The organism is Pseudonocardia sp. ICBG1142, from assembly GCF_020496255.1.
GTDB lineage: Bacteria > Actinomycetota > Actinomycetes > Mycobacteriales > Pseudonocardiaceae > Pseudonocardia.
Map to the genome: position 1 here is coordinate 510,923 of NZ_JAHLJC010000004.1, position 26,353 is coordinate 537,275.

The following is a 26,353-nucleotide window of genomic DNA, read 5'->3' on the forward strand; positions in this document are numbered from 1 at the left end:
GGACCTCACCCTCCCGCCGGTGTCTCCCTGGCCGCAAGTCCCGACAGGACCTCGTGCAGCTCCGCCGCCGTGGCGGGGGTCGTCCCCGGGAGGCCCACCAGCGCGAGCAGCCGCGCGACGGCCGGCGCCCAGGCCGGGCCGAGCCGCGCGTCCGCGAGCAGCGCGGCGTCGCCGAGGATCTCGGCCGCCGGACCGCGCCGCACCCGCCCCCGCGCGACAACGGCGACGTCGTCGGCCCAGCGGTGGGCGAGGTCGACGTCGTGGGTGGACAGCACGACCGCGGTCCCGGCGCGCTGCAGGTCCTCCAGCACGACGACGAGCTCCTCCACCCCGGCCGGGTCCAGGCCCGCGGTCGGCTCGTCGAGCACCAGCACCTGGGGCCGGACGGCGAGGGCACCGGCGATCGCGACCCGCTTGCGCTGTCCGAACGACAGCCGGTGCGTCGGCCGGTCGGCGAGGTCGGCGATGCCGACGGCGGCCAGCGCGTCGTGCACCCGGGCGTCGACCTCGGCCCCGTCGAGACCGAGGTTGAGCGGCCCGAACGACACGTCCTGCGCGACGTCGGCGGAGAACAGCTGGTCGTCGGGGTCCTGCAGGACGAGCTGGGCGGACTCGCGCAGCCGCGCCAGCCCGCGGCGGGTGCGCCGGACCGGCTCACCGTCGAGCAGTACCTCCCCGGCCGCCGGGGCGAGCAGCCCGAGCAGCAGCCGGAACAGGGTGGTCTTGCCGCCGCCGTTGGGTCCGAGCACGGCGAGCCTGCGCCCCGGGTCGACGGCGAGGTCCGCCCCGTCGAGCACGACCGGCCCGTCCGGGTAGGCGAAGACCAGTCCGCGGGCCTCCAGGACCGCGGTCACGGGAGGACCACCAGTGCCGTCAGCGGGACGGCGACGAGCAGCGCCGCACTCGCCGCGACGAAGGCGGGCGAGACGGTGCGGGCGGGCACCCGGACGCGCAGCGATCCGTCGTAGCCGCGGGAGGCGAGGCCCGCCTCGAGGCGGCGGGCACGGTCGAAGGCCCGGACGAACACCGCGCTCCCCTGCGCGGCCAGCGACCGGAAAGTGGTCCGCCGCGTCCGGAACCCCATCCGGAGGGACTGGGCCTCCCGGACCGCGGTGAGCGAGTCCAGCAGCAGGAACAGCATCCGGTAGACGAGCAGGGTGATCTCCAGGACGGCGGGTGGCACCCACCGCAGCCGCGGCAGGGTGTCCGCGAGCGGCGTCGTCGCGGCAAAGAGGATCAGACAGGACACCGCCGCCAGCGAGCGTCCGACGAGCGCGGCCGCCCGGGCCGGTCCACCCGGTGCGAGTGCGAGCCACGGGTCCCCGCCCACGGTCACCAGCAGCGGCAGCGCCCCCACGACGACGAACCCGAGCGGCAGGGCGAGCAGCCGCAGCGCGGTCCGCCACGGCACCCGGGCCCCACCCAGGAGCAGCGCCAGCGCCGCGCCGCCGGTCAGCACGGCACCGGGCCACGGCGGGAGGACGACCGCGAGCAGCAGGAGCCCCAGGGCGAGGAACGCCTTCTCCCCCGGGTGCCGGGACCGCCAGCGGTTGGCGTGGGCGGTCTCGTCGATCAGCAGCATCAGGTCTGCCGGGCGGCCTTCTCCCGGCTGCGCGTGCGGGCGACGCCGATGCAGTAGCCGAGCACGCCCGCGCCGGCCGCGGCCTGCATCGCGAAGATCCCGGACTCGATCTCGCCCGACGGCGGCTCCCACACCGGGCTGAACCACGGCTGGTAGCCGGTGGCCTCGATGGCCTCGCCCGCCTGGCCGTCGGACCCGGCGTACTCGCCGGGCACGAACAGCACCGGCACCGCGAACAACGCGACGACGGCGACGACCAGCAGGATGTTCACGACGGTCGAGCGACTCACGCCGACGCCTCCTTCTCCGGGCCCTGCGCGGTCGCGGCCGGGGCGGCGCCACCGGTGTCGGTGGTCGTGCTCGTCGTCGTGGCCGTGCTCGTGGCCAGACGCAGCACGCCGAGGCGGCGCAGCTCGTCCGGGGTGATGCGCACGAGCAGCCGCACGACGAGCACGGTCAGCAGCCCCTCGGCCACGGCCAGCGGGATCTGCGTGATCGAGAAGATCGAGGCGAAGGTGACGAAGGCTCCGCCGAACCCGGAGGTGGGGTCGGGGAACGCGAGCGCCAGCTGCGCGCTGGTGATCGTGTAGGTGCCGAGGTCACCGAGGAAGGCCGCGGCGAACACCGCGGGCCCCAGCGACCCCCCGAACTTGCGGACCACGACGTAGGCGCCGTAGGCGATCCACGGCCCGGCGATCGCCATGGAGAACGCGTTGGCGCCGAGCGTGGTCAGCCCGCCGTGGGCGAGCAGGACGGCCTGGAAGAACAGCACCACCGTCCCGAGCAGCGCCATCACCGGTGGTCGGAACAGCACCGCGCCCAGCCCGGTGCCGGTCGGGTGCGACGACGACCCGGTCACCGACGGGATCTTGAGCGCGGACAGGACGAAGGTGAACGCGCCGGCCGCGGCGAGCAGCAGCTTGGTGTCCGGATCCTCCCGCACGCGCTGTACCACGGCCCGGGCGCCGTGCACGACGAACGGCGCGGCGACGACGGTCCAGGCCGCCGCGTGCAGCGGCGGGAGATAGCCCTCGGCGATGTGCACGGACGAACGCTACGGCCCCGCCGTTAGCTCGTGCAAGCCTGAATATCCGGACAGGTGTGCAGTGCCTGACATACGTCGACGCCCGGACCCGGCCGGGTCCGGGCGTCGACGGTGCTGCGGAGTGCGGTGGTCAGACGCGCGCGCCGTTGGTGTGGTGCACCTCGGCGGGGCGCTCGGCGGTGGCCTTGTGCTCGGCCGCGGCGGCGAGCCGGCCGGCCGCCTGCTCGGCCTCACGACGGCGCTGCTCCCGCTCGGCGGGCGTGGTCTCGGGCGTACCGACACCGCTGCCCGGCTGCCCGGCGACGACCCGCTCCTTCGCCAGCTTCCGGGCCTTCTTCTCCGCCTTCGCGGCGGCGTCGCGCTGGGCGACCTTCTCCAGCCGCGCGGCCTTCGCCTTCGCGGCGGCCTTCTTCTCGGCAGCCGCCGCCTTCTTCTGCGCAGCACGCGCGGCCTTCGCCTGCTCGCGGGCCTTCTTCTCGGCCTTGCGGGCGGCGCGGACGGCCTTCTCGGCGGCCTTCTCCTCCGCGCGGCGGGCCTTCTTCGTCTCGGCCTTCGCGGCCTCGACGGCCTCCCGGCCGCTCTTCTTGCCCTTCTTGCTCTTCGTGCCCTTCTCGGTCACGGACTTCTTCTCCTGCACGGCCATACCCGGGTCCTCTCCTGTCCTCGCGACCGACGGCACGACGCGGGACCGGCCGACGGGGACACCGGCCGGGCGCCGAGGTGCGGGTGAGGGTCGCGGGACGACGGTCTCGCCGACATCGTCGGATGCGCGACACCGCGACCCGGTGAACGGGCGGCGGCGTGCGCGGAACACGACAGGGTGCCCCCGGAGACCGGTGGGGAAACGCCCAGGTGACGGCGAGGCAACGACGACCGGTCCGGCTGCCCCGGTCGGACCATCACGGGCACCCGACCGTCGTAGCGGGAGGGCGGTCAGCCCGCCTCGGGGACCCCGTCGTGCTGGTCCTGGTCGTCGGCGAGATGACCGCGCAGGGTCACCAGGGCCCGGGCGAGCAGCCGCGACACGTGCATCTGCGACAGCCCCACCTGGGCGGCGATCTGGGTCTGGGTCTGGTTGCCGAAGAACCGCAGCATGAGGATGGTCCGCTCCCGCTCGGGGAGCTTGCGCAGGGCCGGGCGCAGCGACTCGCGGGCCTCGACCGCGTCCATCCCGGCGTCGATGCCCCCGACGATCTCGCCGAGCGGGTTGTCGGTGTCGCCGACGAGCTTGTCGAGCGAGTCCGACCGGTAGGAGTCCTGGGCCTGCAGCCCCTCGATGACCTCCTCCCGGCTGATGTCGAGGTGCTCGGCGAGCTCGGAGACCTTCGGGGCGCGGCCGTGCCGCGAGGCCAGCTCCTCCTGGGCGCGGGTCATGCGGCTCTGGATGTCCTTGAGCCGCCGCGGCACCCGCATCGACCAGGTGCGGTCGCGGAAGTACCGGCGAATCTCCCCGGTGATCGTGGGGACGGCGTAGGCCAGGAACGGGGTGCCCTGGTCCGGGTCGAACCGGTCCAGCGCGTTGAGCAGACCGATCGCGCCGACCTGCTCCAGGTCCTCGACGGGCTCGCCGCGGTGCCGGTAGCGCCCGGCGATGTGCCGGACCACCGGGTGGAAGCCCTGTGCCAGCTCGGAGCGCAGCCGCTCCCGTTCCGGGTCCCCGGGGCCGGCGGCCGCGAAGGCACGGAGAGGCTCGACGAGGTGGGTGTACTCGTCGGGGCGGGTGTCCGCATCCGTACTCGGCTCAGCCATGCCGTCTCCGCGGCCGGCAACGATCGACTGCCATCACCGATCGACGGTAGGCCGCGGGCCCGCACGTCGAACTTCGCGTGACCTGGTCGACATTTTCGATCGGCGGTCACTCCGATGAGTTGCACGGCGACCTGGTGGGTACTGCTGCCCCATGCCCCCGACTCTGCGTGTCGAGCTGCCCGTCGAACCCGCGTCGGCAGGTCGCTCCCGCCGGGAGACCGGCAGGTGGCTCGCGTCGCTGTGCGGGACCGACGAGCAGTGCCCGACCGTGCAGGACCTCGTCCTCGCGGTGAACGAGGCCGTGTCCAACTGCATCGAGCACGCCTACGGGGCCGCCGGCTCGGAGGACGCAGGCTCGGAGGGCGCCGCGACGGTCCTGCTGCACGGCGAGGCCGAGGGGTACCGGGTGCGGATGGAGGTCAGCGACCGCGGGTGCTGGCGCGACCCGCCCACCGACCCCGGCCACCGTGGACGGGGCATCGGGATGATCGAGGCGGTCGCGGAGGACGTGCGGGTGGAGCCGGGTCCTGACGGGACCACCGTCACGTTCCGGGGCCGGATCGGCCGCTGCCCGGGGCTGTGCACCCCCGCGTCCTGAGACGCCCGGGCCCACGACGGGCCCCGCAACGACGGGCCCCGCAACGACAGGGTCGCCGCACCCCACGCCCGAGGGCGGGTGACGGCGACCGGTTCTCATCGAGCCCGATCCGTCGCGGACCGGGCGGTGGGGTCAGATCAGTCCCACATGGCGGTCGACGGGTCGTCGGACCGGTGGCCGCGGTGGCCCCCGCGGGCGACCGGGGTGTAGCGCCCGTCGTGTCGGGCCTGCTCGCTCTCGGGGTGGGGCCAGGTCTCGTTCGCGTGCTGCGTGCTGCTCTCACTCATGGTCACAGGGTGCCCACCGGACGTTCCGGGCAAGCGGAGCGCAGGAGTCGGCTCGGTAACACCTGCGCCCCGCCCGGGTGAAGACGCCCGACGGTCAGCCCGTCCTCGCGAGGCTCTTGATCGAGGCCAGGATGTCCTGCACGCGCTCCTTGGCGTCGCCGAACAGCATCTGGGTGTTGTCCCGGAAGAAGAGCGGGTTCTGGACGCCCGCGTAGCCGGTGGCCATCGACCGCTTGAAGACGATCACGTCCTTGGCGTCCCACACCCGCAGCACCGGCATCCCGGCGATCGGCGAGCCCGGGTCCTCCGACGCGGCCGGGTTCACCGTGTCGTTGGCGCCGATCACCAGCACGACGTCGGTCTCGGCGAGGTCGTCGTTGATCTCGTCCATCTCCAGGACGATGTCGTAGGGCACCTGGGCCTCGGCGAGCAGCACGTTCATGTGGCCGGGGAGCCGTCCCGCGACCGGGTGGACACCGAAGCGCACGTTCACGCCGGCGTCGCGCAGTGACCGGGTCAGCTCCGCCACCGGGTACTGGGCCTGGGCGACCGCCATGCCGTAGCCGGGCGTGATCACGACGCTCTCGGCGTTCGCGAGCAGCTCGGCGACGCCGTCGGCGTCGATCTCGCGGTGCTCGCCCTCCACCGCCGCGGCCGCCGAGGAGGTGGCCCCGAAGCCGCCGGCGATGACCGAGATGAACGACCGGTTCATCGCCTTGCACATGATGTAGGACAGGTAGGCACCGGAGGACCCGACGAGCGCGCCGGTGATGATCAGCAGGTCGTTGCCGAGCAGGAAGCCCGCCGCCGCGGCGGCCCATCCGGAGTAGGAGTTCAGCATCGACACCACGACCGGCATGTCACCGCCGCCGATCGAGGCGACCAGGTGCAGACCGAGCAGCAGCGCCAACACCGTGAGCACGGCCAGGATCCACATCTGCGGCGTGATGACGAAGAACACCGTCAGCACCGCGAACGCGACGAGCGCGCCGAGGTTGAGGACGTTCTTGCCGGGCAGCATCAGCGGCGCCGACTTGATCTTCGCCGACAGCTTCAGGTAGGCGATCACCGAGCCGGTGAAGGTCACCGCACCGATGAACACCCCGACCGCGACCTCGGCGTGGTGGATGCCCAGCAGCGGCCCCTCCAGCACCAGGTGCCCGGCCTCGACCTCCAGGAAGCCGTTCCAGCCGACCAGCACCGCGGCGAGGCCGACGAAGCTGTGCATGAGCGCGATGAGCTCGGGCATGCCCGTCATCTCGACGACGCGTGCCCGCCAGAGCCCGATCGCCGCACCGACGACGACGGCCGCGAGCAGCAGCGCGACGCCGAGCCCGGACGCCTGCCCCAGCGCGACGACGGCGGTGGCGACCAGGGCGATGGTCATGCCGGTGATGCCGAACAGCACACCGGACTTGGCGGTGTCGTGCCTCGACAGCCCGGCGAGGCTGATCACGAAAAGGATGGCGGCGATCAGGTACGCCGCAGTGGTCCACGTCTGCACGGCTCAGCTCCTCGTGAACATCTGCAGCATGCGGCGCGTCACCGCGAAGCCACCGACGATGTTGATGGCGGCGAGCAGCACCGCGACCGCGGCGAGCCCGATGACCAGGGCGTCGCCGCCGGTGCCGATCTGCAGGATCGCGCCGACGACGATGATCCCGGAGATCGCGTTCGTGACCGACATCAGCGGTGTGTGCAGCGCGTGGTGCACGTTGCCGATGACGTAGAAGCCGATGACGATCGCCAGCACGAACACCGTGAGGTGCCCTGCGACCTCGGCCGGGGCCAGTGCCGTGACCGCGAACAGCGCCACCGCGCCGACGACGCCGGCGGCGAGCCCGGCGTAGGGGGACCGTGGCTTCTCCGGCTCCGTCGCCACGGGCTCGGCGGCCGGCTGGGCCGCGGGCGCCGCACTCACCTTCACCTCGGGCGGGGGCCAGAGCGTCTCACCCGCGTGCGCGATCGTGATGCCACGGACCACCGTGTCGTCCAGGTCGAGCGCGAGCCGCCCGTCCTTCTCCGGGGTCATCAGCTTGAGCAGGTTCAGCACGTTCGTGCCGTAGAGCTGCGACGCCTGCGCGGGCAACCGGGCGGCGAGGTCGGTGTAGCCGATGATCGTCACGCCGTGGTCGGTGACGACGGCCTCGCCGGCCACCGACCCCTCCACGTTGCCGCCCTGCGAGGCCGCCATGTCGACGACCACGCTGCCCGGGCGCATCGACGCCACGTCCGCGGCGGTGATCAGCTTCGGCGCGGGCCGCCCCGGGATGAGAGCGGTGGTGATGATGATGTCGCAGTCCGCGGCCTGCTCGGAGTAGATCTCGGCCGCGCGCTTGTCGTAGTCCGCCGAGGTCGCCTTGGCGTAGCCGTCGGTGGACGCCTCCTGCTCCACCTCGACGGCCAGGTACTCCCCGCCGAGCGACCGCACCTGGTCGGCGACCTCGGAGCGCGGGTCGGTCGCCCGGACCACCGCGCCCAGGCTGTTGGCGGCGGCGATGGCGGCGAGCCCGGCGACGCCCGCCCCGGCCACGAGCACCTTCGCCGGCGGGACCTTGCCCGCGGCGGTGACCTGACCGGTCAAGAACCGGCCGAACACGTGGGCCGCCTCGATCACCGCCCGGTAGCCCGCGATGTTCGCCATCGACGACAGCACGTCCATCGACTGGGCCCGCGAGATCCGGGGCACCGCGTCCATCGACAGGGCGGTGACGCCCTGGGCGGCGAGCGCGGCCGTGCGTTCCTCCTCGAAGCGCGGCGCGAGCATCGCGATCAGCACGGAGCCCTCGCGCAGCTTGCCGATCTCGTCGGGCTGCGGGGCGTTGATGCGCACCACGACGTCGGCGTCCCAGACGGGACCGGCGGCGACGTCGGCGCCCGCCTCGGCGTAGGCCTCGTCGGTGAACCCGGCCCGGGCACCGGCCCCGGACTCGACGGTGACGGCGTAGCCGAGACCGACCACCTTCGCGACGGTCTCGGGGCTCATCGCCACGCGCGTCTCGGGCTCGGACTCCGCGGCCACACCGATCCGCATCACCGGTCCCGACGGCTCAGGGCTGTCGCTCATGCACTCTCCTCGATCTTGCGCGTGCTTCGTCGCTCGCACCGGTCGTGGGTCTTTCGGAAGGTAATGCCGGAAGCGGGCGCGTGCAGTCACGACTACGTCACAGGCCGGACCGGTACCCCGGCGAGGCACGGCTGACGTGGGCGGCAGCGTAGCGCCGGGAAGAAGCTCGCAGCCCCTCCGATGTGCTCGGCGGGGGAACCCGGACCCGGTCCCGGCGCGGGCGGCACCGGGCCGGCGCGGGCCCGCGCCGGGGCGAGCGGTCAGCGCTGACGGGCGGGCCGCACCACGATCTCGTTGACGTCGACGTCCTCGGGCTGGGCGAGGGCGAAGGACACCGCGCGGGCGATGGCATCGGGGTCGATCGCGTGGGCGCGGTAGGTGCGCATCCCGCCCGCTGCGTCCGGATCGGAGATCGAGTCCGCGAGCTCGGACGTGACCACGCCGGGGGTCAGGGTGGTCACGCGGATCGAGGGGTCGCTCTCCAGGCGGAGGCCCTCGGTGATCGCCCACGCCGCGTACTTCGTGCCCGAGTACACCGCCGCCGTCGGGACGACCTGGTGCGCGCCGATGCTCGCGGTCGTGACGAAGTGCCCGCCACCCTGCTCGGTGAACACCGGCAGGGCCGCGGCGATGCCGTGCAGCAGACCGCGCAGGTTCACGTCGACCATCCGGTCCCACTCGTCGACGAGCAGGGCGTCGAGCCGGGACAGCGGCATCACGCCCGCGTTGTTCACCAGGACGTCCACCCGGCCGTGTCGTTCCCGGGCGGAGTCGACGAACGCCCGGACGTCGTCGCGGTCGGTCACGTCGACGCGCACGGCCTCCACAGCGCCCTCCGCGCTGTCGGCCAGCGCGACGAGCCGGTCCGTACGGCGCGCCCCGGCCACGACGACGTGCCCCTCGCCCGCGAGCCGGCGCACCACCGCCTCCCCGATCCCGCTGCTGGCCCCCGTCACCAAGATGATCTTCTGTGTAGTCATGGGCCCACCGTCGCCGGTGCACGCCCGCACCGGCAGGCCCCGGTCGTCCGGGGGTGTGCCACACCCACCCACGGCCGCGGCGGACCTCCTACCGTGTGCGCCATGGCTTCGGAGCTCGGCGCGTACCTCGCCACCCGGCGCGCCCGGATCACCCCGGACGCGGTCGGTCTGCCCTCGGCGGGGCTGCGCCGGGTCCCGGGGCTGCGCCGGGAGGAGGTCGCGATGCTCGCCGGGATGAGCGTGGACTACTACGTCCGTCTGGAGCAGGGGCGCGAGCGCCGCCCGTCGGCGGAGGTCCTCGAGTCGCTGTCGACGGTCCTGCAGCTCGACGCCGACGAGCGCTCGCACCTGTTCGCCCTCGGTGGGTCCACACCCAGGAAGGCCACGGCCGTCGCGACGGACCGGGTGGACCCCGCGCTGCGGCAGCTGATGGACGCGTGGCCGGACAACCCGGCGCTGGTCCACAACCGGGCCTACGACGTCCTGGCGACCAACGAGATCGCCGATGCGCTCTTCGGCGGCTGGCCGTTCTCGCGGAACCTGATGGAGATCGTGTTCTGCGACCCGGCCGCCCGCAGCTTCTACGTCGACCGGGACGCCGTCGCGGCGAACACCGTCGCGGGGTTCCGGCTCCACCACGGTCGCGACCCGGAGGGCCCGCGGATCAGGGCGGTCCTGCACCGGCTGCTCTCGAGCGGCCCGGAGTTCGCGACGCTGTGGGCGGCGCACGACGCGCGGGGCAAGTCGCTGGAGCGCAAGCGCCTCCGGCATCCCCGGGTGGGGCCGCTGACCCTGACCGTGCAGACCTTCGACGTCCGCTCGGCCCCAGGCCAGCAGCTCGTCGTCTACCACGGTGAGCCGGGTCCCTCCGGCGACGCCCTGCGGCTGCTCGGCTCGCTGGCCGCCACGGACCGGGCACGGGGCTGAGGCGGCTCCCCGCTCGACGTCGTCCCCCGGCCCCGGCGGGCCCGCTGTTCCGCCCGTGACGGCCGACCCCGCCCGTCGCAGGAGGGGACACCGACCGGCCCGTCGAGGCCGAGCCGCCCCGACCGCAGGCGGGCGCCGGGCCGGTCGGCCGGGTCAGGTCCGGGGCGGGGCCACCGGAACGTCCCCGCCGGTCGGAGCGGAGTAGAATTGCCTGGCCCACCGCCGGTAGCGGCCGACGGGCCCGTCACCGGGGGCGAGCTTCGGGTGCTCGACGTAGATCTGGTGATTCCACACCGGGAAGTCGGGAGCGGCGTCCCGGAGGGTGATGTGGTGCGCCAGGCGGCTGAACAGCTGCGAGAGCGGGTCGGTGATCAGCCGGCCCAGGACGTCGGGTACGAACGGGACCTTCTCCAGCGCCACGGTGGCGCCCAGGCGCAGGTGGAGCCTGCCCGGCGCCGTGGGGGTCGCGTGCAGCAGGACGTACATGTCACCGAGCGGGCCGAGCCGCGCCACGGCCGCCAACGTCGAGAGGCCGACGACGGTCAGCTCGTAGGACGCGCTGGGGACCAACGCCCGCCCGCCCGCGGTCACCGGGATCGTGCAGGTGGGCTCCCCGATCACCGGATCGGCGTCGATGGTGAGCCCGCTCAGGCCGTGCAGCTGGGTGAGGTGCCCGAAGTCGAACGCGTTCTCGACGATCATCTGCGGATGGCCCGCGAGGTCGACCGTGGTGTGCCGGAAGACGCTGGGCCGCGGGCCGTGCAGGGCGGGCACCTCCCAGGTCGGCGGCTCTCCCAGCGCATGCCGCCACACGTAGACGGAGCTGTTCACCTCGCACACGTCGTACCGCGTCAGCGCGGCCTTCGGCGGCTGCAGCCCGTAGCCGGTCGCCACGCAGGTCCCGCTCGTGTCGAAGGCGAACCGGTGGAACGGGCAGACGATGGTCTCGCCCTCGACCGCGCCGCCCGCCCCCAGATGTGCTCCCAGGTGCGGGCAGTAGGGCCGCACGGCCCGCAGCACTCCCCCGCGGGTGCGGTAGAGCACCACCTCCTCCCCCATCAGCGTGCGGGTGAGGACGCCACCGGGCGGGAGCTCGTCGGAGAAGGCGAGGCAGAACCAGCCGTCGGGATAGGGCAGCGCGGTCGCGGTGGCGGTTGCGGTCAGCGCATCGGCGCGGGCGGGACCGGAGTCGTCGTGGACGTAGCGGGTGAGACCGGACATCGCAGGTCCTCCGTGGTGGTGGGGGTGCTCACGGGCGGGGCCGCCGGCCCCAGGCGGAGATCAGCAGGAACGGCAGGTCGGCATGCCCCGGGTCGTCGAGCAGGGCGAGGCAGTCGGAGATGTCGTCGTCGGAGACGAGATCGTGCTCGCGCAGCAGCGGGCCGAACTGCGCCAGCGAGACACGCACGAGGCTGGTGGCGTTGCCGGTCGACCCCACGACGCCGGGGGTGCAGAGCACGCCGACCTCCACCAGCCCGGCTTCGGCGAGCATCAGCGGCAGGCCGGTGGCCCACCCGATGTCGGCGCCCATCCGGCCGGACGCGAGCCGGGAGAGCCCCTCCAGGCAGCGGTGGAAGGCGGTGCGGCTGCCGCCGGGCGGCGTGATGCGGAGCGTGGCGTCGACGCAGACCCACCCGCCCGGCGCGGTCCACCCCACCATCCTGGCCAGCGCGGCGGCCCGGTCGGGCAGGTGCTCCAGCAGGGCGCGGGCGTGCACGAGGTCGAACGAGGCGGCCGGGAAGTCGTCGTGCAGGACGTCGTGCCGCAACGGCGTCAGGTTCGCGATGTCGGTCGGGAGCAGGGTGGTGTCGAGATCGGTGACCACCACCTCGCCCGGCGCACAGCGCCGGGCCAGCCAGCGCCCCACCGACCCGGTCCCCCCGCCGAGCTCCAGGCACCGCCAGCCGGGCATCGGGTCCAGTCCGTCGAGGGCCCGTCGGGAACCTGCGTCGGCGAACTCCTCGTGGGCCCGGAGTCTGCGCAGCTCCAGCGGCTCGTCGTGGTCGAGGTGACCCGCTCCGTAGCCCGCCGTCATGCCGGGCACCCGGCCCCTGCCGAGGGCTCGCCGACCGCCGGTGCGGCGTCCCGTGCCACGACCCGCAGGGTCAGGCCGCGTGCGGTGATGGTGGCCTCCACCGCGGGCCGGAACGGCTCCGGTGAGAGCGGCTCGACGCGCCAGCGCCGGAGGACCGCGTGCAACGCGGTGACCATCTCGGTCAGTGCGAAGCGGTCGCCGATGCACTTGCGGGCCCCGGCGCCGAAGGGGAGGTAGGCACTGCGGTCGGGAGCCCGGCCGACCCACCGGCCGGGATCGAACCGATCGGGATCGCGGTAGAGGTCGCCGCGGTGCTGGATCAGGTACGGGCTGACGGCCACCACGGTCCCGCGCGGCAGCTCGACCCCGCCCAGCTCGGTGTCCGCGGTCAGGGTGCGGGTGAACAGCCACGCGGGCGGGAACAGCCGCAGGGTCTCGGTGAGGACCCGGCCGGTGACACCGTCGAGCGGCGGCGGCCGGACTCCGTCCGCTGCCCGCGCCTCCGCCGTGACCTGCTCCTGCACGTCGGGGTGGGTGGCCAGCAGGTGCAGCGCCCACGCGAGCGTGTTCGCGGCGGTCTCGGTGCCGCCGATGAAGAACGTGAGCACCTGGTCGGCCAGCTCGGCATCGGTGAGGGTCGCGCCGTCGTCCACCGCCCCCAGCAGCGAGGACATGAGGTCGCCGTGATCGGTGGGGTCGGCGCGGCGGTTCGCCACGATCGTCGCGACGACGTCGAGGAGCCGCGCGCGGGCCTCGTCGAACCGGCGGTTGAACGGGATGGGCAGCCGGCTCAGCAGCGGCGGCGTGAGCATCCGCCGGAACACACCCCGCACGAGCGTCGTCGTGTCGTCGATGCTCCGGTCGACCACATCCGCGGGCAGCTCACCACTGAAGATCGTCTCCATGGTCGCGCGGGCGGTGAGAGTCATCATCTCGCGGGTGACGTCGAGGTGCTGCCCGGTGTGCCACGCGCTGCTGCTCGCCTCGGCCGTCGCGGCGAACACCTCGGCGTAGCCGGGGAACCGGTCGTTCTGGAACGAGGGCTGGCACAACCGCCGCTGCCGGCGGTGGCTGCTGTGCGGACAGGTCGACAGGCCGTTGCCGGCGACCTCGCGGATCCGCTCGATCACCGGGCCCTCCTTGTCGTAGGTGCGGTCGTCGAGCAGGACCTGGCGGGTCACGTCCGGGTCGCAGGCCATCACGACCGAGAAGGGGCCCAGACGGATCCGCGCCAGCGGCCCGAGCGCGGGCAGCGACGAGGTGAACGCGAGCGCGTCCCGCAGCAGCGGCACCGCGTGGCCCAGCACCGGCAGCGCGCCGGGTGCGAGCGGGATCGACGGGGGGCGGGGCATGGTCACCTCGTTGTCTCGGAGGGTCCGGTCACCACGTGACGGGCAGGTCGTGGACGCCGTAGATCAGGCCGTCGTGCTTGAACCGCACCTCGGACGGCTCGACGGCGAGGCGCAGGGTGGGGATGCGGCGGTAGAGCGTGCCGTAGACGACCTGCAGCTCGACCCGCACGAGCGGCTGCCCCAGGCACTGGTGCGGGCCGAAGCCGAACGCGACGTGGTGCCGGGCGTCGCGGCGGATGTCGAGCCGCTCGGCGTCGGGGAAGGCCTCGGGGTCGCGGTTGCCGACGTCGTTGGGCAGCACGATGCCGTCGCCGGCGCGGACCGTGGTCCCGTCGGGGAGCTCGATGTCGGCCAGCGCCACCCGGCGCCGCGCGGAGTGCACGATGGGCAGGTACCGCAGGAGCTCCTCGGTCGCGCCCACCACCAGCGCGGGGTCCTCGGTGGTGCGCAACGCCGCGAGCTGCTCGGGGTGGCCGAGCAGCGCGAGCGTACCCAGCGCGATCATGTTGGCCGTGGTCTCGTGACCGGCGACGAGGATCAGCAGGAGCATCGACGCCAGCTCGGACGAGGTCAGCTCCCCAGTGGCGACGTGCCGGGCCGCCATCCGCGACAGGATGTCCTCGGCCGGGTCGGTGAGCCGCCGCGCGATCAGGTCCTCCAGGTACCCGACCAGCCCGCGCTGCGCCGCGAGCACCTGCTCCACCGTCGAGTACCGGTGGATGAGCACGTGGCTCGACCGCTGGAAGAACTCGTGGTCGGCGTAGGGCACCCCGAGCAACTCGCAGATCACCATCGTCGGCACGGACAGTGCGAAGGCCGTGACGAGGTCGACGGGACGCGGTCCGTCGAGGATCGCGTCGATCCGCTCGTCGACGATCCGCCGGATCGTGGGCCGGAGGGCCTCGACCCGCCGTACGGCGAACGGGCTGGTCAGCATCCGGCGCAGCCGCCGGTGCTCCGGATCGTCCATGGTGATGAAGGAGCGCGCGTCGGCGTGGCGTGCCTTGATCCCTGCCGTGACGTGCGGATAGCCGTCGTGGGTGGGGTCGGCGCTGACCCGCGGGTCGCTGAGCAGCTCGCGCTGCAGCGCGTGTCCGGTGACGAACCACGGCGTGCTGCCGTCCCAGATGCGGACCCGGCCGACCGGCCCGCGCGCGTGCAGTCCGAGCAGCTCCGGCGGCGGGTCGAACGGGCAGCCGGCCGCACGCGGCAGGGGGAACTCGGGGATCGGGGCGGTCATGCCGCGGTCCGTCCGGGGACGGGCGCGGTGATCTCCAGGACCGCGGCGGTCCAGCGGAACCCGAGGCCGAAGCTCACCACGAGCACGCGGTCGCCGGGCACGACCGTCCCGCCGCGGAGCAGCCGGTCGACGGCCAGCAGCAGGTCGCACGGTCCGGCATGGGCGACGTGGCGTCCGAACGTCCAGCTCGTGTCGGCCGCACGGGCGTGCAACGGTGGCCCCGACAGCAGGACGTCCAGCACCGCCGACCCGATCGCGACGACGGCGATGTGCGCGACGTCCGCCGGTGCGAGACCGGCCTCGTCCAGCACCTGCTCGACGCAGGAGCGCGTGGCCTCCTGCAGGGAGGTGACGTGCGGGGCGAGCCCCGTCTCCTCGACCGCCATGCGCCGGCCCGTCGCCCCGCCCGCCACGCCGGCCGCGGCCCTGCTCATCTCCTCCAGACGGGGCACCGCGGCGTGGGCGGTCGCCACCAGCCGGGCCCGGCCCGGCGCGCGGGTGAGCACCGCGGCCCCGCCCGCGTCACCGGCGAGGTAGCCGATCTCGTGGACGAAGTCCCAGCGTTCGGCGGGGAAGCGGGACCCCGCGGTGACCATCGCCGCCCGTGCGTCCGGCCGTGCGGTGAGGTGCTCGGCCGCCGTGACCAGCGCGGCCGCACCGCCGTCACTCGCGGCGCCGATCTCCATCCCCGTCGCCACCGTGGTGCCCAGGGCGCGCAGCAGGTAGGGCGAGGGGGTGTAGTGGTCGACGTCCTGGAAGCTCGCGTGCACGAGCAGGCTCAGGTCGGAGCCGACGGCACCGGCGTGCCGCAGCGCCTTCAGCGCTGCGCGTGCCGCCATCCCGACGGCCGTGTCGCCCGTGGCCACGGCGGCGGAGCCGAACCCGTTGGCGTCGGCCGCCGAGGGGGTGTCCGGCCGGGCACCTGCCCGCGGCCGGATGGGCGGGATCCACGACCCGCTGCCCGCGATGTTCACGTCGGACCAGAGCACGAGTGCCTCCTCAGGCGGGGACGGGCCGGTGGTCGTCGGCTCCCGGACGGACCAGGCGCCCCGGTTCGCTGCTCGAGAAGGCGGTGACGCCGCGGACCCGGACCAGCACCCGGTCGTCGGCGGCCGCGGTGAGCACTCCGGACGCGGTGTCGTTGCCGAGCCGGACGACCGGGTGGCGAGCGGCGAGGTCGCAGTCGTTGCCGGCACACCCCAGATCGACCTCGGCGATACCGGCGAGGGGGCCCGGCACCGGTGGTTCGCCCTCGGCCCCGTCCCGCGGCACGAGCAGCAGGTGGGCGAGCGCGTCGATCAGGATCGAGGGCACCGTCGTCCCGCCGAGCTCGGCCGAGAACCCCGCGTGGTCGAACGAGAACAGTGCACTCGTCCCGCCCGGCCCGTGGGCGTGGGCCGAGGTCCCGGCGAACGGCCCGCTCAGCGCCAGTACGGGATGTCCGTCGTAGATCGGCATCCGGAACCCCGGGACGGGGGTGTGCGCCCGCAGGTCCGGCGCCGGGCCGAGGTGGGGGCGGACCGGGGCGAGCAGGACGTCCGCCTCGTAGCAGAGGTCGCCGAACCGGAGCACCTTGCCGGTCGCGCTGACCCGGTTCGTCGTGACCCGGACCGACACCCGGGCGCCCGCGGGATCCTCGGTCGTCACCCGCGCGGAGACCGTGACGGTGCGGGGAGGACCGTCGGGCCGCACCGTCACCGAGGCGTGGCAGGCGAGGTCACGGAAACCGGTGACGACCATGTCCGGTCGAAGCCGGGTCGCGGCGGCCGCGGCGGCCTCGAGCGCGAACGTGCCGGGGAGCACGACGGCGCCGTTGACCCGGTGGTGGCGCATCCACCGCCCGTCCCGCTCGTCGAGCGTGCGGGGGTCCCACGTCTTCGTCGCGACCACCCAGGACCGGCCCTCCATCGTGATGCCGTCGAGGAGCGGCGAGGCCGGTTCCGGACCCGGTACGTCGGGGGGCGGGACGTCGGGGGGCGGCATCGGCGGGGCGTCCGGTCCGATGCCCCGGCGGGCGAGCATGGCCCGTTCCGGCCCGCGCAGGAAGAACGTCAGTCCGTTCGCCGGCGGGTGGGCCAGCGACGAGAGGAACTGCGCGCACCCCTGGGCCGGCGTGATGTAGGCGTCCATGTTGTTGCGCCGCAGCGTCTCCTCCATGGCGACGCCGCTGGCCACGCCGACGTCCTTCCAGCCGCTCCAGAGGATCGCGATCTCCCGGTGCCCCGTGGGCAGGCCCCGGTTGGCGGCGGCCGTGGCGTACTCGAGGTAGGAGTTCACCGCGCAGTAGTCGACGTCGCCGGGCGCCGGCGCGACCGTGGCGAGGGTGCTGAAGGTGGCGAGGATCGTCGGTGGTCGTCCGGCGAGGGCGTGCTTCAGGTTGCGGTAGCCGGTGGCCTTCGTGGCCCGCACGGCCCGGAAGTCGGCGAGCGCCTTGGCGTGCAGCGCGCGGGGACGCAGGTCGAGCACGGCGTTCACCACGAGGTCGACGCGGCCGTGCCGGTCGTGGATCTCGTCGAGGACGGCGGTGGTGGCCTCGCCGTCGAGCACGTCGCAGACGCGGTGGTGCACGCGGTCGGGACCGCAGACCTCGGCGAGCCGCCGCAGTGTCGCCCGTACCTCCCGGGCGGCGTCGAGACGGTCGTACCGCGCCTTGAGTTCGCGCAGGCTCAGCTCGGGATGCAGGCGTCGCTGCTCGGCGATGAACTCCGCCTGAGGTGCCGGCTCGGTGGGCGGGCCGTCCGGGACCGGGGTGCGGCCGATCAGGTAGACGTGCGGCCGCTCGACGCGGACGGCGAGCGCGTGCAGCAGCTCCGGCGTGATCCCGCGCGCGCCGCCGAACGCGACGACGACCGAGCCCGGGGCCAGCGGGGTCCCGCCCGGGCCGGCGGGCACGCCGTCCGGGCAGACGTCCATCCGGGCCCAGCTCCCGTCCCCGCGGGCCGCGACCGTGTGCAGCGGACCGGCGTCGCCGCTCGCGCGGGCCAGCTGGTGCAGCGCGGTCAGCGCGTCGGGCGCCGCGGTGAGCAGCGCGGCTCCCCCGCACTGGGTGATCTCGGCGCGGACCGAGCGGACGAACCCGGTGAACAGACCGGCGAGCGGGTGCGGACGGTCGCCGGGCAGGGCGTCGAGCAGCGCGGCGCCGACGGTTCCGCCGTTGCGCAGGGCCGGGAGCAGGGCCTGGGTCGTGGTCAGGAGCAGGTCCTGCAGCGTCTCGGCGCGCAGGGCGTCGGTGGGGGCGTCACCGCGGTCGGTGAACCGCGTCAGTACCCGCACGTGGGCCGGGACGAACGGGAGCTCCGCGAGCGCGCCGGCCGCGTCCTCCGCGGCGACGGCGTCGGTCGTCCACACGGCGACGTCGACGCAGCCCTCCAGCGCGGCCACGACGTCCGTGGAGTCGGTGACGACGACGGTGCCCGGCGGGACCGGGTGCGGCGGGGTCGCCCCGGTCGGGACGGGTATGTCGACGAGGTCCACCGTGCCCCGGGCACCGATGTCGGGTTCCGGTGCGTCGGCGGGCCGTACACCGGTGAAGCGCAGGCCCGGTGTGGCCGGGTCGCTCGCGCCGACGATCGTCCCGCGGCCGGTGACGACACCGTGCAGCAGCGCGAACAGCGCGTCGACGGCGAGGTAGGTGCGACCGGGCGCCGGGGGCGCGGGCGGCACCGCCGCCGGACCGGCCGTCGCGACCGTTCCCAGGATCGGCAGACCGTGGTGCTCGGCGGTCGAGCGCCGGGCCAGTGCCACGACGGCGGCGCCCTCCGCGATCGTCGCCCCGTCCGGTACGAGCGGACCGAGATGTCCGTCCCAGCCCCGGACCGGTGCCACACTCACGGCCCCCACCAGCGCCAGCTCGCAGGCCCCGTGGCGGAGCTGACGCATCGCGAGGTCGAGTGCGGCGGTGCCGGAATCCCGGTGGTCGTAGACGGCGACGCCGAATCCCTGCAGGTCGTCGTAGTTGGTCACCCGGCCGGCCGCGATGCAGGAGACGGCACCGGTGAAGTCGTCCTCGCTGATGTCGGGAGCGGACGCGTCGACGGCGGCGGCGAGCCGCTCACGCAGCGTCGCGACCATGTCGGGGTCGGGCAGCAGCCCGAGCGCGTCGGCGCACTCGGCGGCGTGCACCCGCACGGCCATCCGGGTGGCGTGCCTGCTGGGCAGCGCCGACCCGATCAGCAGCGCGGTGTCGGGACGCAGGTCCGCGGCCGCGTCGCCCAGCTGCGCCAGCAGCGGGTCCACCGCCTGCAGCATCATCAGGTGGCTCGGGTCCATGTGCGCGGTGGTGCGCGGCGGGATCCGCACCTCGCGCGGCGACGAGGCGGGGTACGGGTCGCCGAACCCCGCCGAGGGACCGGGCCCGGTACCCGCCAGCCAGGCAGCGGTCGCGTCGCGGTCGGAGCCGGGCAGGTGTGTGTTCCAGCCGACGACGACGAGGTCCTCCGGGATCGCCCTGGCGGGCCGCGGGGTCGGGACGCGGTCGGCCAGCACGGCGTGCGCGTCGGCGCCACCGAGCCCGAACGACGAGACGCCGACGACACGTGGCCGGTCCGAGGGCCGCCAGTCGACCTCGGTGACGGGCACCCCGAGCCGTTCCTCCCCGTCCAGCAGCGCGTGCGGGACGATCCGGTCCGTCTGGGCCGGGATCGCCCCGTGCTCGATCGCGGTGAGCGCGTGCGCCACCGAGACGAGCCCCGCGAGCACACCGGTGTGGCCGAAGACCTGCTTGTTGGAGCTGAGCAGGCAGGTGCGCGGGCCCTGCCCGAGCCGCGCCAGCAGGGCTCGGACCTCGACCTCGTCACCGGTCGGTGTGCCGGTGCCGTGGGCCACGACCCAGTCGAGGTCGTCCGCTCCGACACCGGCGTCGGACCAGGCGCGGGAGATCGCCAGTTCCTGACCGCGTTCGGCCGGGGCGTGGATGCCCTTGCCCCGGCCGTCGGCGGCCAGGCCGGTGCCGAGCACCAGCCCCAGGATCTCGTCGCCGTCCGCGACGGCCCTCGCGTGGGTCTTCAGCACGAGCGCCACCGCACCCTCGGCGAGCAGCGTCCCGTCCGCGTCCCGGTCGAATGGGCGCACCCGGACGCTGGGGGTGATGCCCTGGGCCTTGCAGAACAGGGTCAGCAGGGTCGGCTCGGCCACCGAGGTGCCGCCGGCGAGCGCCACGTCGCAGGAGCCCTCCCGCAGTGCCTTCACGGCGGCGTCGAGCACGTAGAGGCCGCTGGCGCAGGCTGCATCGAGCGTGAGGTGGCGGGCGTCGTCGGGCACGAGCCCGCCGAGTGCCATCCGTGAGACGGACGCGGGCTGGTGCATGAGCGGGTCGGCACCGCTGCCGGAGTAGTGGGCGAGCACCGCGTGCTCGGCCATCTCACCGAGCCAGTCACCGTCCGGGTCGGCTGCCGTGGCCCCGCGGAGCATGCTCGCGTACTGCGCCCCCAGCACCGGGGCCCGGTCGCCGAGCCCGATGTGGTCGTGCGCTCCCGTGGTGACGGCGAGCCACCGGTCACCCGCTCCGCGGCGCACCCCGTCGAGTGCCTGGACGGCGCAGTGCCGCAACCAGCGCGCGGTCGGTGCCACCCCGGGGTGGTCGCGCAGTCCGTGTGGCTCGCTGAGCGAGCGCGGATCCGGGACGAAGCCGCTGAGATAGCCGGCCCGGCGGGCGTGGAAGCGGTCGGGCACCGTGGGGTCGGAGGCGTGGAAGTGCTCGAGCGCGAAGCCGGTCGGTTCGCTCGCCTGCAGCGTGGCCTCGCGCAGCCGGTCCCACAGCTCGCGCCGGTCGTTCGCGCCGGGCAGCGCCACCCCGATCCCGACGACGGCGACGGCGTCGTCGTCGGCAGCGACGGTGTCGGTGTCGGTGCGGGGCTCCTCGGAGGGGGACCCGGCCACGGTCTCCGCCGGCTCGGGGTCCCCGCTCGGCGGTCCGGCGGGTGCGGGCGACGTCCCCCGGACGGGAGCGGCGTGCGCGGCGAGGTTGCTGTGCAGCTGGAGCGTCTGCATCCCGGTGAGGCCGATGCCGCCGCCGGCGACGAGGGTCTGCCCGGTGACGAACCCGGCGTGCGGGTGCAGGAAGTGGCAGATCAGGTCGGCCGCGTCCGGCGTCGAGATCGTGCGTCGGAGCAGCCGCTCGTCGTCGGAGCGGTCACCGATCGTGTCCGGGTCGGCGAGTGATCTCACGATGTCGCTCGCCACCGAGCCCAGCAGGACCGTGTTCACCCGGATCCCCCGCGGGGCCAGCTCCAGCGCCAGGTAGCGGACCAGCGACTCGGCGGCCGCCTTCGTCACGCCCCCGGGCCCGTAGCCGGGCACCGGCAGGTGGGACCCCACGGCGGACAGGCACAGCACCGCCGCGCCCGGACGGCCGTCCATCAGCTCGGCCGCCCGCCGCGCGCAGTGGTAGGGCCCCATGACGTTGGTGCGCCAGGCCCGTTCCCAGTAGACGTCGTCGACGTCGAGCAGCGGGAGGAAGGCGCCGGCCGCGGCGTTGTTCACCAGGATGTCGAGGCCACCGTGCCGCTCCCGGACGAGGTCGAACATCCGGTCCACCTCGGCGGTCTTGGCCACCGAGGCGCGGATGAACTCGCAGGAACGGCCTGCGGCACACAGCTCCGCCTCCAGCTCCCGGGCCGCCTCGACCGAGTGGAAGTAGTTGACGATCACGTGCGCGCCCCGGCGGGCCAGGCTCCGCACGATGTCGGCACCCAGACTGCGTGCCGCGCCGGTGACCAGCGCGATCCGCCCCGTCAGGTCGTCCGGGGAGCCCTCGTGCCCGTTCACGCAGCCTCGCCGACCGCTCCGCCGGCCACGACGGCGGGTGCGATGCGCCGCAGTGAGCCGAAGCCCAGCAACGAGGCGTTCGAGCGCAGGTCGGGCAGGTTGAACAGGTCCGCGACCTGACCCAGCAGTGCGACCTGCTTGAGGGACTCGACGCCGAGGTCGGCCTCCAGGCTGTCGTCCTCGCCGAGGAGGTCCGGCGGGTAGCCGAGGTAGCCGCCGTAGAGGTCACGCAACTGCGCCAGGACGGCGTCGTAGTCGCGGGCCCCGGCGGAGGGGGCTCCGCCGGAGAGGGCCGGGGCGGAGGGGGCCGGGGCGGGTTCGACCGGCTCGGGGCGCGCCGCCGGTGTGGCCACCGCGGCCGGCGACGGTGGCCGGACCGCGGCCGGCGGGTCCGTCGCGGGGGTGGGTACGGCGACGGTCGACTCGGGGCGCACGACGACCGGGACACCCGGGTGCGCGCCGTTCCGTGACGGGGTGCCGGTCGTGAGCCCGGCCAGGACGGCGGGGGCGTCGCGCTCGGCCAACGGCACGGTGCACCGCACGCCCGGAACGCTCGCCTGGATCATCTTCGCGACGACCGCACGCTCGCCGCACTCGACGAACACGTCCGCGCCGGAGGCGTGCAGCTCGCGGATCGTGTCCAGGATGCGCACGCGGGCGGTGAGGGCACCGGCCATGAGCTCCACGGGATCGTCGTCGGCGACGTCACGGCCCAGCCACGGCGAGCACACCCGCACCCGGCCACCGCCGTAGGGCACACGGGGCGCATCGGCGCGGAGCTCCCTGGCCGACCGGGCCAGTGCGGGCGAGTGCGTGGGGTGGGGCACGTCGAGCCGGTTCGTGGGCCAGCCCGCCGCCGCGGCCACCCGTTCGATGTCGGCGGTGAGCGCGGTCGGCCCGCTCAGCACACTCTGGTGCGGCGCGTTCTCACAGGCCAGCACCAGATCGGGGTGTCCGAAGAGGCCGGCGAGGTGCTCGGCCCGGCGGCCGTCCACCCCGACGGCGATCATCGTGCCCTGCCAGTCCTGCCGGGTGAGGGCGCGGGACCGGGCCACCGCGAGCCGGACCGTGTCCTCGACCGAGATGTACCCGGCCGCGGCGAGCGCCCACAGCTCCCCCACGCTCTGGCCGACGAGGGCCGCCGGCTCGACACCCGTCCCGACCAGCGCGCGGTGGGTGGCGATGCTGACCGCGAAGATCTCCACGTACTGCAGGTCGGGGCCCCGCCCGGGAGCCACCTCGCCGCCCTCGACGAGCCGTGGCGACACCGCGGGGAGGTCCAGGCCGCGGGCGGCCTCGTCGATCCGGGCGAGTACCTCGCGTACGCCGTCGTGCCGGGCGTGCAGATCGTGCAGGATCCCGCCGCGCGGCGCGGGCACCGTTCCGGGCATGACGAGGACAGGGTTGGTGTTCACGCGTCGTCCCTCTCGGTTGGACAGGCCGAACACCTCCGATCGTCGAGGACGACCGCCCGGACTTTCCTTAGTGATCACAAGAATCCTTGGTGATCACAAGAAGAAGCAGCCGGGCGCCGCCCCGTCCGACGTGGTGGCAGGGGCGTCCGCCGGCGCACGGAGGGGCGGGCGGGGCGTCCCCGGGCACGCCCGCCCCTCCCACTGCGCGGCCGGGTCGCCGGTGCGGACCAGGTGGTCGCGGGCATCGTGCCGGCCCGCGGAGGTCGGTCCCTGCGCGCGCCGGACGGCTCAGGCCGGGGACGACCCGGTGACCACCGTGATGGCGGCGGCCGGGCACCGGTCCGCGGCGTCGAGGACCGCCGCGGCGCCCTCCTCGTCGAGCGGTTCGCCGGTGGGCCGGGCCCGGACCCCCACGAACTCGAAGTGGTCCGGCGCGATCGCCAGGCACAGACCCGCGGAGATGCAGCCCCGTGACACGTCGATCCGCCACGCCGTCGGGTCGCCGTCGCGTCCGTTCTCACCCCTGTGGTGCTCACCCATGCAGTGCTCCCGGTGCCTCGTCAGCCCGCGGCGCGGGAAGCAGGCCAGTGCACGCCCACGCTCTCCATGTCGGCCAACACGTCCATCTCGGGGTTCGCGACGAGGACGTCCTTGAACGTGGGGCTGCCGACGACGACGTCCTTGAACGAGCGGAGGAACTCGTCGATCTCCTTCGCCTCGCGCTCGGGGAGGCCGAACTCGGCGTAGGCGGGCGTGACGATCTCGTCGAAGAGCGCGGTCCAGTACTCCTCCGTGACGCCCATCCCGCGGTGCGCGGTGGCCATGTCGCGGCCGGTGTAGGTGTGCGGGCCGCCCCAGTGCTCCCCGAGGAACTCCACGAAGCTGGTGATCTCCTCCTGCACCTCGGACTGGGTCTTGTGGTTCCAGATGTGGCCGATGGTGGGGTTGAGCATGGCCCGCTGCACGAGCGTCTTGGCCAGGAAGGTGACGACCGGCAAGCCGCCCAGGCGGTCGTAGAGCGGCCGGTCGTCGGTGGTGGGGGTCGTGGTGGTGGGGTCTGCTGCGTCGGTCATGGCGCGACCCTCCGACCTCGACTCTCGATGCGTCAACGTGAGGCGACGCATTGACAAGACATGTCACGCCGCTGCAACCCCCACCGGCGCGCCCGGTGGTCCACTGGTCGGTGTGGAGGTCGACACCAGGGTCGTTCCCGCCCGCGAGCGACTGGAGTACTGGCACGAGTGCGTGTGCGACCGCTTCGTGCCGCTCCTGGTCGTCCCGGCGAGCCAGCAGGTGCAGGGGCGGATCCGGTTCCGCGAGATCGGCGACACCAGGGTCCGACGCATCGCCGGGACGGAGCACACGTTCCGGCGCCGGGACAGCGACATCCGGCGGGGTGGCGACCCCGAGGAGCTCAACCTCCTCTTCGTCAACCGCGGCACGACGGTCGTCGAGCAGGACGGGCGGACGGCGACGCTCACGCCCGGGGACTTCCTGCTCTACGACAGTGCCCGACCCTTCGAGTTCCGCACCCGGGGCTCCCTCGACTACACGATCCTGCTCATGCCCAAGGGCCTCCTGGGGCTGCCCGACGGAGTGGACACCACCTGCACGGTCCGGCCCGGGTCCGCCCGCGACGGTCTGGCCGGGGCGGTGCGCCACCTCGTGGACTCCCTCGTCCTGCCCGACCGGACCTGGGCCGACCCGGAGGACGCCCTGGCCCTGCAGGAGCCGCTGCTGGCCGCGGTCTCCCGCCTGGTCCCCACCGCCCCGGCCGGCGAGCCCTCCCGGGTCCCCGTCGCCCTCGTCCGTGCCCTCGTCCGGCGTCACTTCCGGGACCCGGACCTGTCCCCCGCGACGATCGCCGCGGCGTGCGGCATCTCCGTGAGCCATCTGCACCGGGTCTTCGCCGGTGAGGAGCACACGGTCGCCGCTCTCATCCGGGAGGAGCGATTGCAGGCGGCGGTGCGGGCGCTCACCTCCCCGGGGAGTCGCCGCGAGTCCGTCGCCACGATCGGGCGTCGGTGCGGACTGCCCGATCCGGCGCACTTCAGCCGGGTGTTCCACCGGCGGTTCGGCGTCTCACCACGCGAGTTCAGGAACCGGTGACCACCGGGACGACCGGCCCGCACCGGCCGCCCGAGGCCGGGAGGCCACGCCGCGCAGCACCGCTCACCGGACGAGACGGAAGAAGCCGCGCACCTGCTCGACGAACGACGCCGGCTGTTCCAGCGCCGCGAAGTGGCCGCCGTGCGGGAGCTCGGCGAACCAGCGCAGGTCAGTGAACCGTCGCTCGGCCTCCCGTCGCGAGGGGCGGGTGATGTCGTGCGGGTAGACCGACAGTCCGGACGGTGCGTGCACCGGGCCGCGGAACCGGGCGAAGCTCTCCCAGTACAGGCGCGCCGACGAGGTGGCCGAGGCGGTGAACCAGTAGACCGAGATCTCGTCGAGGAGCGCCCGTCGTGGCACCGCGCTCGTCCCGTCGGTCCAGGCCAGGTACTTCTCGGCGATCCAGGCGGCCTGACCTGCGGGAGAGTCGGTGAGGGCGTAGCCGATCGTCTGCGGGCGGGTCGACTGCAGCGCCGAGTAGCCCCGACCGGAGCGGGCGAACTCCTGCTCGGCCTCCGCGGCGGCGCGCTCCGCCGGCGTCGGGTCGTCGAACCCGCCCAGCGCGACCGAGCCGAGGTTGACGTGGACGCCGGCGACCCGGTCGGGGGCCACCTCGCCCAACGCGCCGGACACCGCCGAGCCCCAGTCACCGCCCTGGGCTCCGTAGCGCGGATAGCCCAGCGAGACCATCACCGCGTCCCAGGCACGGGCCGTGCGCTCGACACCCCAGCCGGTCGTCGCGGGTTTGTCGCTCCATCCGTAGCCGGGCAGCGACGGCGCGACGACGTGGAACGCGTCGGCCGGGTCCCCGCCGTGCGCGCGCGGGTCGGTCAGCGGGCCCAGCACATCGAGGAACTCGAGCACCGATCCCGGCCATCCGTGCGTGAGGACCAGCGGGAACGCGGTCGGCTCGGGCGAACGGACGTGCAGGAAGTGGATGCCGAGGCCGTCGATCGTCGTGCGGAACTGCGGGAAGGCGTTCACCCGCTCGGCGAACCCGAAGTCGTAGTCCTCGGCCCAGCTGCGGCACAGCTCCTGCGCCTCGGCGAGCGGCAGGCCCTGCGACCGGTCCGCCACCGGCTCGCGCTCGGGCCAGCGTGTCCGACGCAGCCGGTCGCGCAGATCGGCGATCTCGGCGTCGGTGACGGTGACCTCGAACCGTTCGACAGCCACGTCGCCCCCTTCCTGTGACACGCTAGAGC

Annotated in this window: 23 protein-coding genes; 3 read left to right on the plus strand and 20 right to left on the minus strand. The window is 74.2% G+C overall.

What is annotated here, in order from left to right; genetic code table 11:
- Window positions 1-5 precede the first annotated feature (5 nt).
- The 6 genes from KPL59_RS04885 to KPL59_RS04910 form a co-directional block, all read right to left on the minus strand.
- On the minus strand, window positions 6-854 hold the full coding sequence (locus tag KPL59_RS04885) for an energy-coupling factor ABC transporter ATP-binding protein (RefSeq protein WP_226350752.1): 849 nt from the start codon (window positions 852-854) through the stop codon (window positions 6-8).
- The gene (gene cbiQ, locus KPL59_RS04890) at window positions 851-1,582 is read right to left on the minus strand and encodes a cobalt ECF transporter T component CbiQ (protein WP_226350751.1); all 732 of its coding nucleotides are present in this window, start codon (window positions 1,580-1,582) and stop codon (window positions 851-853) included. The genes KPL59_RS04885 and cbiQ overlap by 4 nt, the downstream gene beginning before the upstream one ends.
- Entirely contained in the window at window positions 1,582-1,872 is a 291-nt protein-coding gene (locus KPL59_RS04895) for an energy-coupling factor ABC transporter substrate-binding protein (RefSeq protein ID WP_020626268.1), read from the minus strand. The genes cbiQ and KPL59_RS04895 overlap by 1 nt, the downstream gene beginning before the upstream one ends.
- The gene (locus tag KPL59_RS04900; RefSeq protein ID WP_226360065.1) at window positions 1,869-2,627 is read right to left on the minus strand and encodes an energy-coupling factor ABC transporter permease; all 759 of its coding nucleotides are present in this window, start codon (window positions 2,625-2,627) and stop codon (window positions 1,869-1,871) included. Before KPL59_RS04900 ends, KPL59_RS04895 begins: the two co-directional genes overlap by 4 nt.
- A 130-nt stretch (window positions 2,628-2,757) precedes the next feature.
- A complete protein-coding gene (locus KPL59_RS04905) occupies window positions 2,758-3,270 on the minus strand; it encodes a hypothetical protein (protein WP_226350750.1) in 513 nt (170 codons plus the stop codon).
- A gap of 290 nt (window positions 3,271-3,560) precedes the next feature.
- Window positions 3,561-4,376: a SigB/SigF/SigG family RNA polymerase sigma factor gene (locus KPL59_RS04910; RefSeq protein WP_020626265.1), complete on the minus strand. Its 816-nt coding sequence runs from the start codon at window positions 4,374-4,376 to the stop codon at window positions 3,561-3,563.
- Between the two features lie 151 nt (window positions 4,377-4,527).
- On the opposite strand from KPL59_RS04910, the gene KPL59_RS04915 reads away from it, so the two are divergent.
- The gene (locus tag KPL59_RS04915; RefSeq protein WP_226350749.1) at window positions 4,528-4,974 is read left to right on the plus strand and encodes an ATP-binding protein; all 447 of its coding nucleotides are present in this window, start codon (window positions 4,528-4,530) and stop codon (window positions 4,972-4,974) included.
- A 137-nt stretch (window positions 4,975-5,111) separates the two neighbouring features.
- Here KPL59_RS04915 and KPL59_RS04920 read toward each other — a convergent pair whose 3' ends face one another.
- The 4 genes from KPL59_RS04920 to KPL59_RS04935 all read right to left on the minus strand — a co-directional run bounded on the left by KPL59_RS04920 (window position 5,112) and on the right by KPL59_RS04935 (window position 9,308).
- On the minus strand, window positions 5,112-5,261 hold the full coding sequence (locus KPL59_RS04920) for a hypothetical protein (protein WP_158071455.1): 150 nt from the start codon (window positions 5,259-5,261) through the stop codon (window positions 5,112-5,114).
- Window positions 5,262-5,355: 94 nt separating this feature from the next.
- Entirely contained in the window at window positions 5,356-6,765 is a 1,410-nt protein-coding gene (gene pntB / locus KPL59_RS04925; protein ID WP_226350748.1) for a Re/Si-specific NAD(P)(+) transhydrogenase subunit beta, read from the minus strand.
- Between the two features lie 3 nt (window positions 6,766-6,768).
- A complete protein-coding gene (locus KPL59_RS04930) occupies window positions 6,769-8,295 on the minus strand; it encodes a Re/Si-specific NAD(P)(+) transhydrogenase subunit alpha (RefSeq protein ID WP_226360124.1) in 1,527 nt (508 codons plus the stop codon).
- Window positions 8,296-8,588: 293 nt separating this feature from the next.
- Window positions 8,589-9,308 carry an SDR family oxidoreductase gene (locus tag KPL59_RS04935; protein ID WP_226360066.1) on the minus strand — a complete coding sequence of 240 codons (720 nt, stop codon included), beginning with the start codon at window positions 9,306-9,308 and terminating at the stop codon, window positions 8,589-8,591.
- A 102-nt stretch (window positions 9,309-9,410) separates the two neighbouring features.
- Here KPL59_RS04935 and KPL59_RS04940 point away from each other — a divergent pair, with 102 nt between their 5' ends.
- Complete coding sequence (locus KPL59_RS04940; RefSeq protein ID WP_226360067.1) at window positions 9,411-10,235, plus strand: helix-turn-helix domain-containing protein; 825 nt, start codon at window positions 9,411-9,413, stop codon at window positions 10,233-10,235.
- Window positions 10,236-10,388: 153 nt separating this feature from the next.
- On the opposite strand, the gene KPL59_RS04945 is transcribed toward KPL59_RS04940, so the two are convergent.
- The 9 genes from KPL59_RS04945 to KPL59_RS04985 all read right to left on the minus strand — a co-directional run bounded on the left by KPL59_RS04945 (window position 10,389) and on the right by KPL59_RS04985 (window position 24,115).
- Complete coding sequence (locus KPL59_RS04945) at window positions 10,389-11,456, minus strand: aromatic ring-hydroxylating dioxygenase subunit alpha (protein ID WP_226350746.1); 1,068 nt, start codon at window positions 11,454-11,456, stop codon at window positions 10,389-10,391.
- A 28-nt stretch (window positions 11,457-11,484) separates the two neighbouring features.
- Window positions 11,485-12,270 carry a class I SAM-dependent methyltransferase gene (locus KPL59_RS04950; RefSeq protein WP_226350745.1) on the minus strand — a complete coding sequence of 262 codons (786 nt, stop codon included), beginning with the start codon at window positions 12,268-12,270 and terminating at the stop codon, window positions 11,485-11,487.
- A complete protein-coding gene (locus tag KPL59_RS04955) occupies window positions 12,267-13,622 on the minus strand; it encodes a cytochrome P450 (protein WP_075333043.1) in 1,356 nt (451 codons plus the stop codon). The genes KPL59_RS04950 and KPL59_RS04955 overlap by 4 nt, the downstream gene beginning before the upstream one ends.
- Window positions 13,623-13,650: 28 nt before the next feature.
- The gene (locus KPL59_RS04960) at window positions 13,651-14,862 is read right to left on the minus strand and encodes a cytochrome P450 (RefSeq protein ID WP_226360068.1); all 1,212 of its coding nucleotides are present in this window, start codon (window positions 14,860-14,862) and stop codon (window positions 13,651-13,653) included.
- The gene (locus KPL59_RS36725) at window positions 14,859-15,851 is read right to left on the minus strand and encodes a 3-oxoacyl-[acyl-carrier-protein] synthase III C-terminal domain-containing protein (RefSeq protein ID WP_226350743.1); all 993 of its coding nucleotides are present in this window, start codon (window positions 15,849-15,851) and stop codon (window positions 14,859-14,861) included. Before KPL59_RS36725 ends, KPL59_RS04960 begins: the two co-directional genes overlap by 4 nt.
- A 10-nt stretch (window positions 15,852-15,861) precedes the next feature.
- The gene (locus KPL59_RS04970; RefSeq protein ID WP_226360069.1) at window positions 15,862-21,627 is read right to left on the minus strand and encodes an SDR family oxidoreductase; all 5,766 of its coding nucleotides are present in this window, start codon (window positions 21,625-21,627) and stop codon (window positions 15,862-15,864) included.
- Entirely contained in the window at window positions 21,624-23,042 is a 1,419-nt protein-coding gene (locus KPL59_RS04975; protein WP_226360070.1) for an acyltransferase domain-containing protein, read from the minus strand. Before KPL59_RS04975 ends, KPL59_RS04970 begins: the two co-directional genes overlap by 4 nt.
- A 288-nt stretch (window positions 23,043-23,330) precedes the next feature.
- Window positions 23,331-23,582, minus strand: coding sequence for a ferredoxin (locus tag KPL59_RS04980; RefSeq protein ID WP_075334157.1), 252 nt, complete (start codon window positions 23,580-23,582; stop codon window positions 23,331-23,333).
- A 20-nt stretch (window positions 23,583-23,602) separates the two neighbouring features.
- Complete coding sequence (locus KPL59_RS04985) at window positions 23,603-24,115, minus strand: group 1 truncated hemoglobin (RefSeq protein ID WP_226360071.1); 513 nt, start codon at window positions 24,113-24,115, stop codon at window positions 23,603-23,605.
- Between the two features lie 112 nt (window positions 24,116-24,227).
- On the opposite strand from KPL59_RS04985, the gene KPL59_RS04990 reads away from it, so the two are divergent.
- Window positions 24,228-25,151, plus strand: coding sequence for a helix-turn-helix domain-containing protein (locus KPL59_RS04990; RefSeq protein WP_158071454.1), 924 nt, complete (start codon window positions 24,228-24,230; stop codon window positions 25,149-25,151).
- A 63-nt stretch (window positions 25,152-25,214) separates the two neighbouring features.
- Here the strand turns inward: KPL59_RS04990 and KPL59_RS04995 are convergent, their stop codons facing one another.
- Window positions 25,215-26,324, minus strand: a complete 1,110-nt coding sequence (locus KPL59_RS04995) for an epoxide hydrolase family protein (RefSeq protein WP_226360072.1) — start codon at window positions 26,322-26,324, stop codon at window positions 25,215-25,217.
- Window positions 26,325-26,353: the final 29 nt, after the last annotated feature.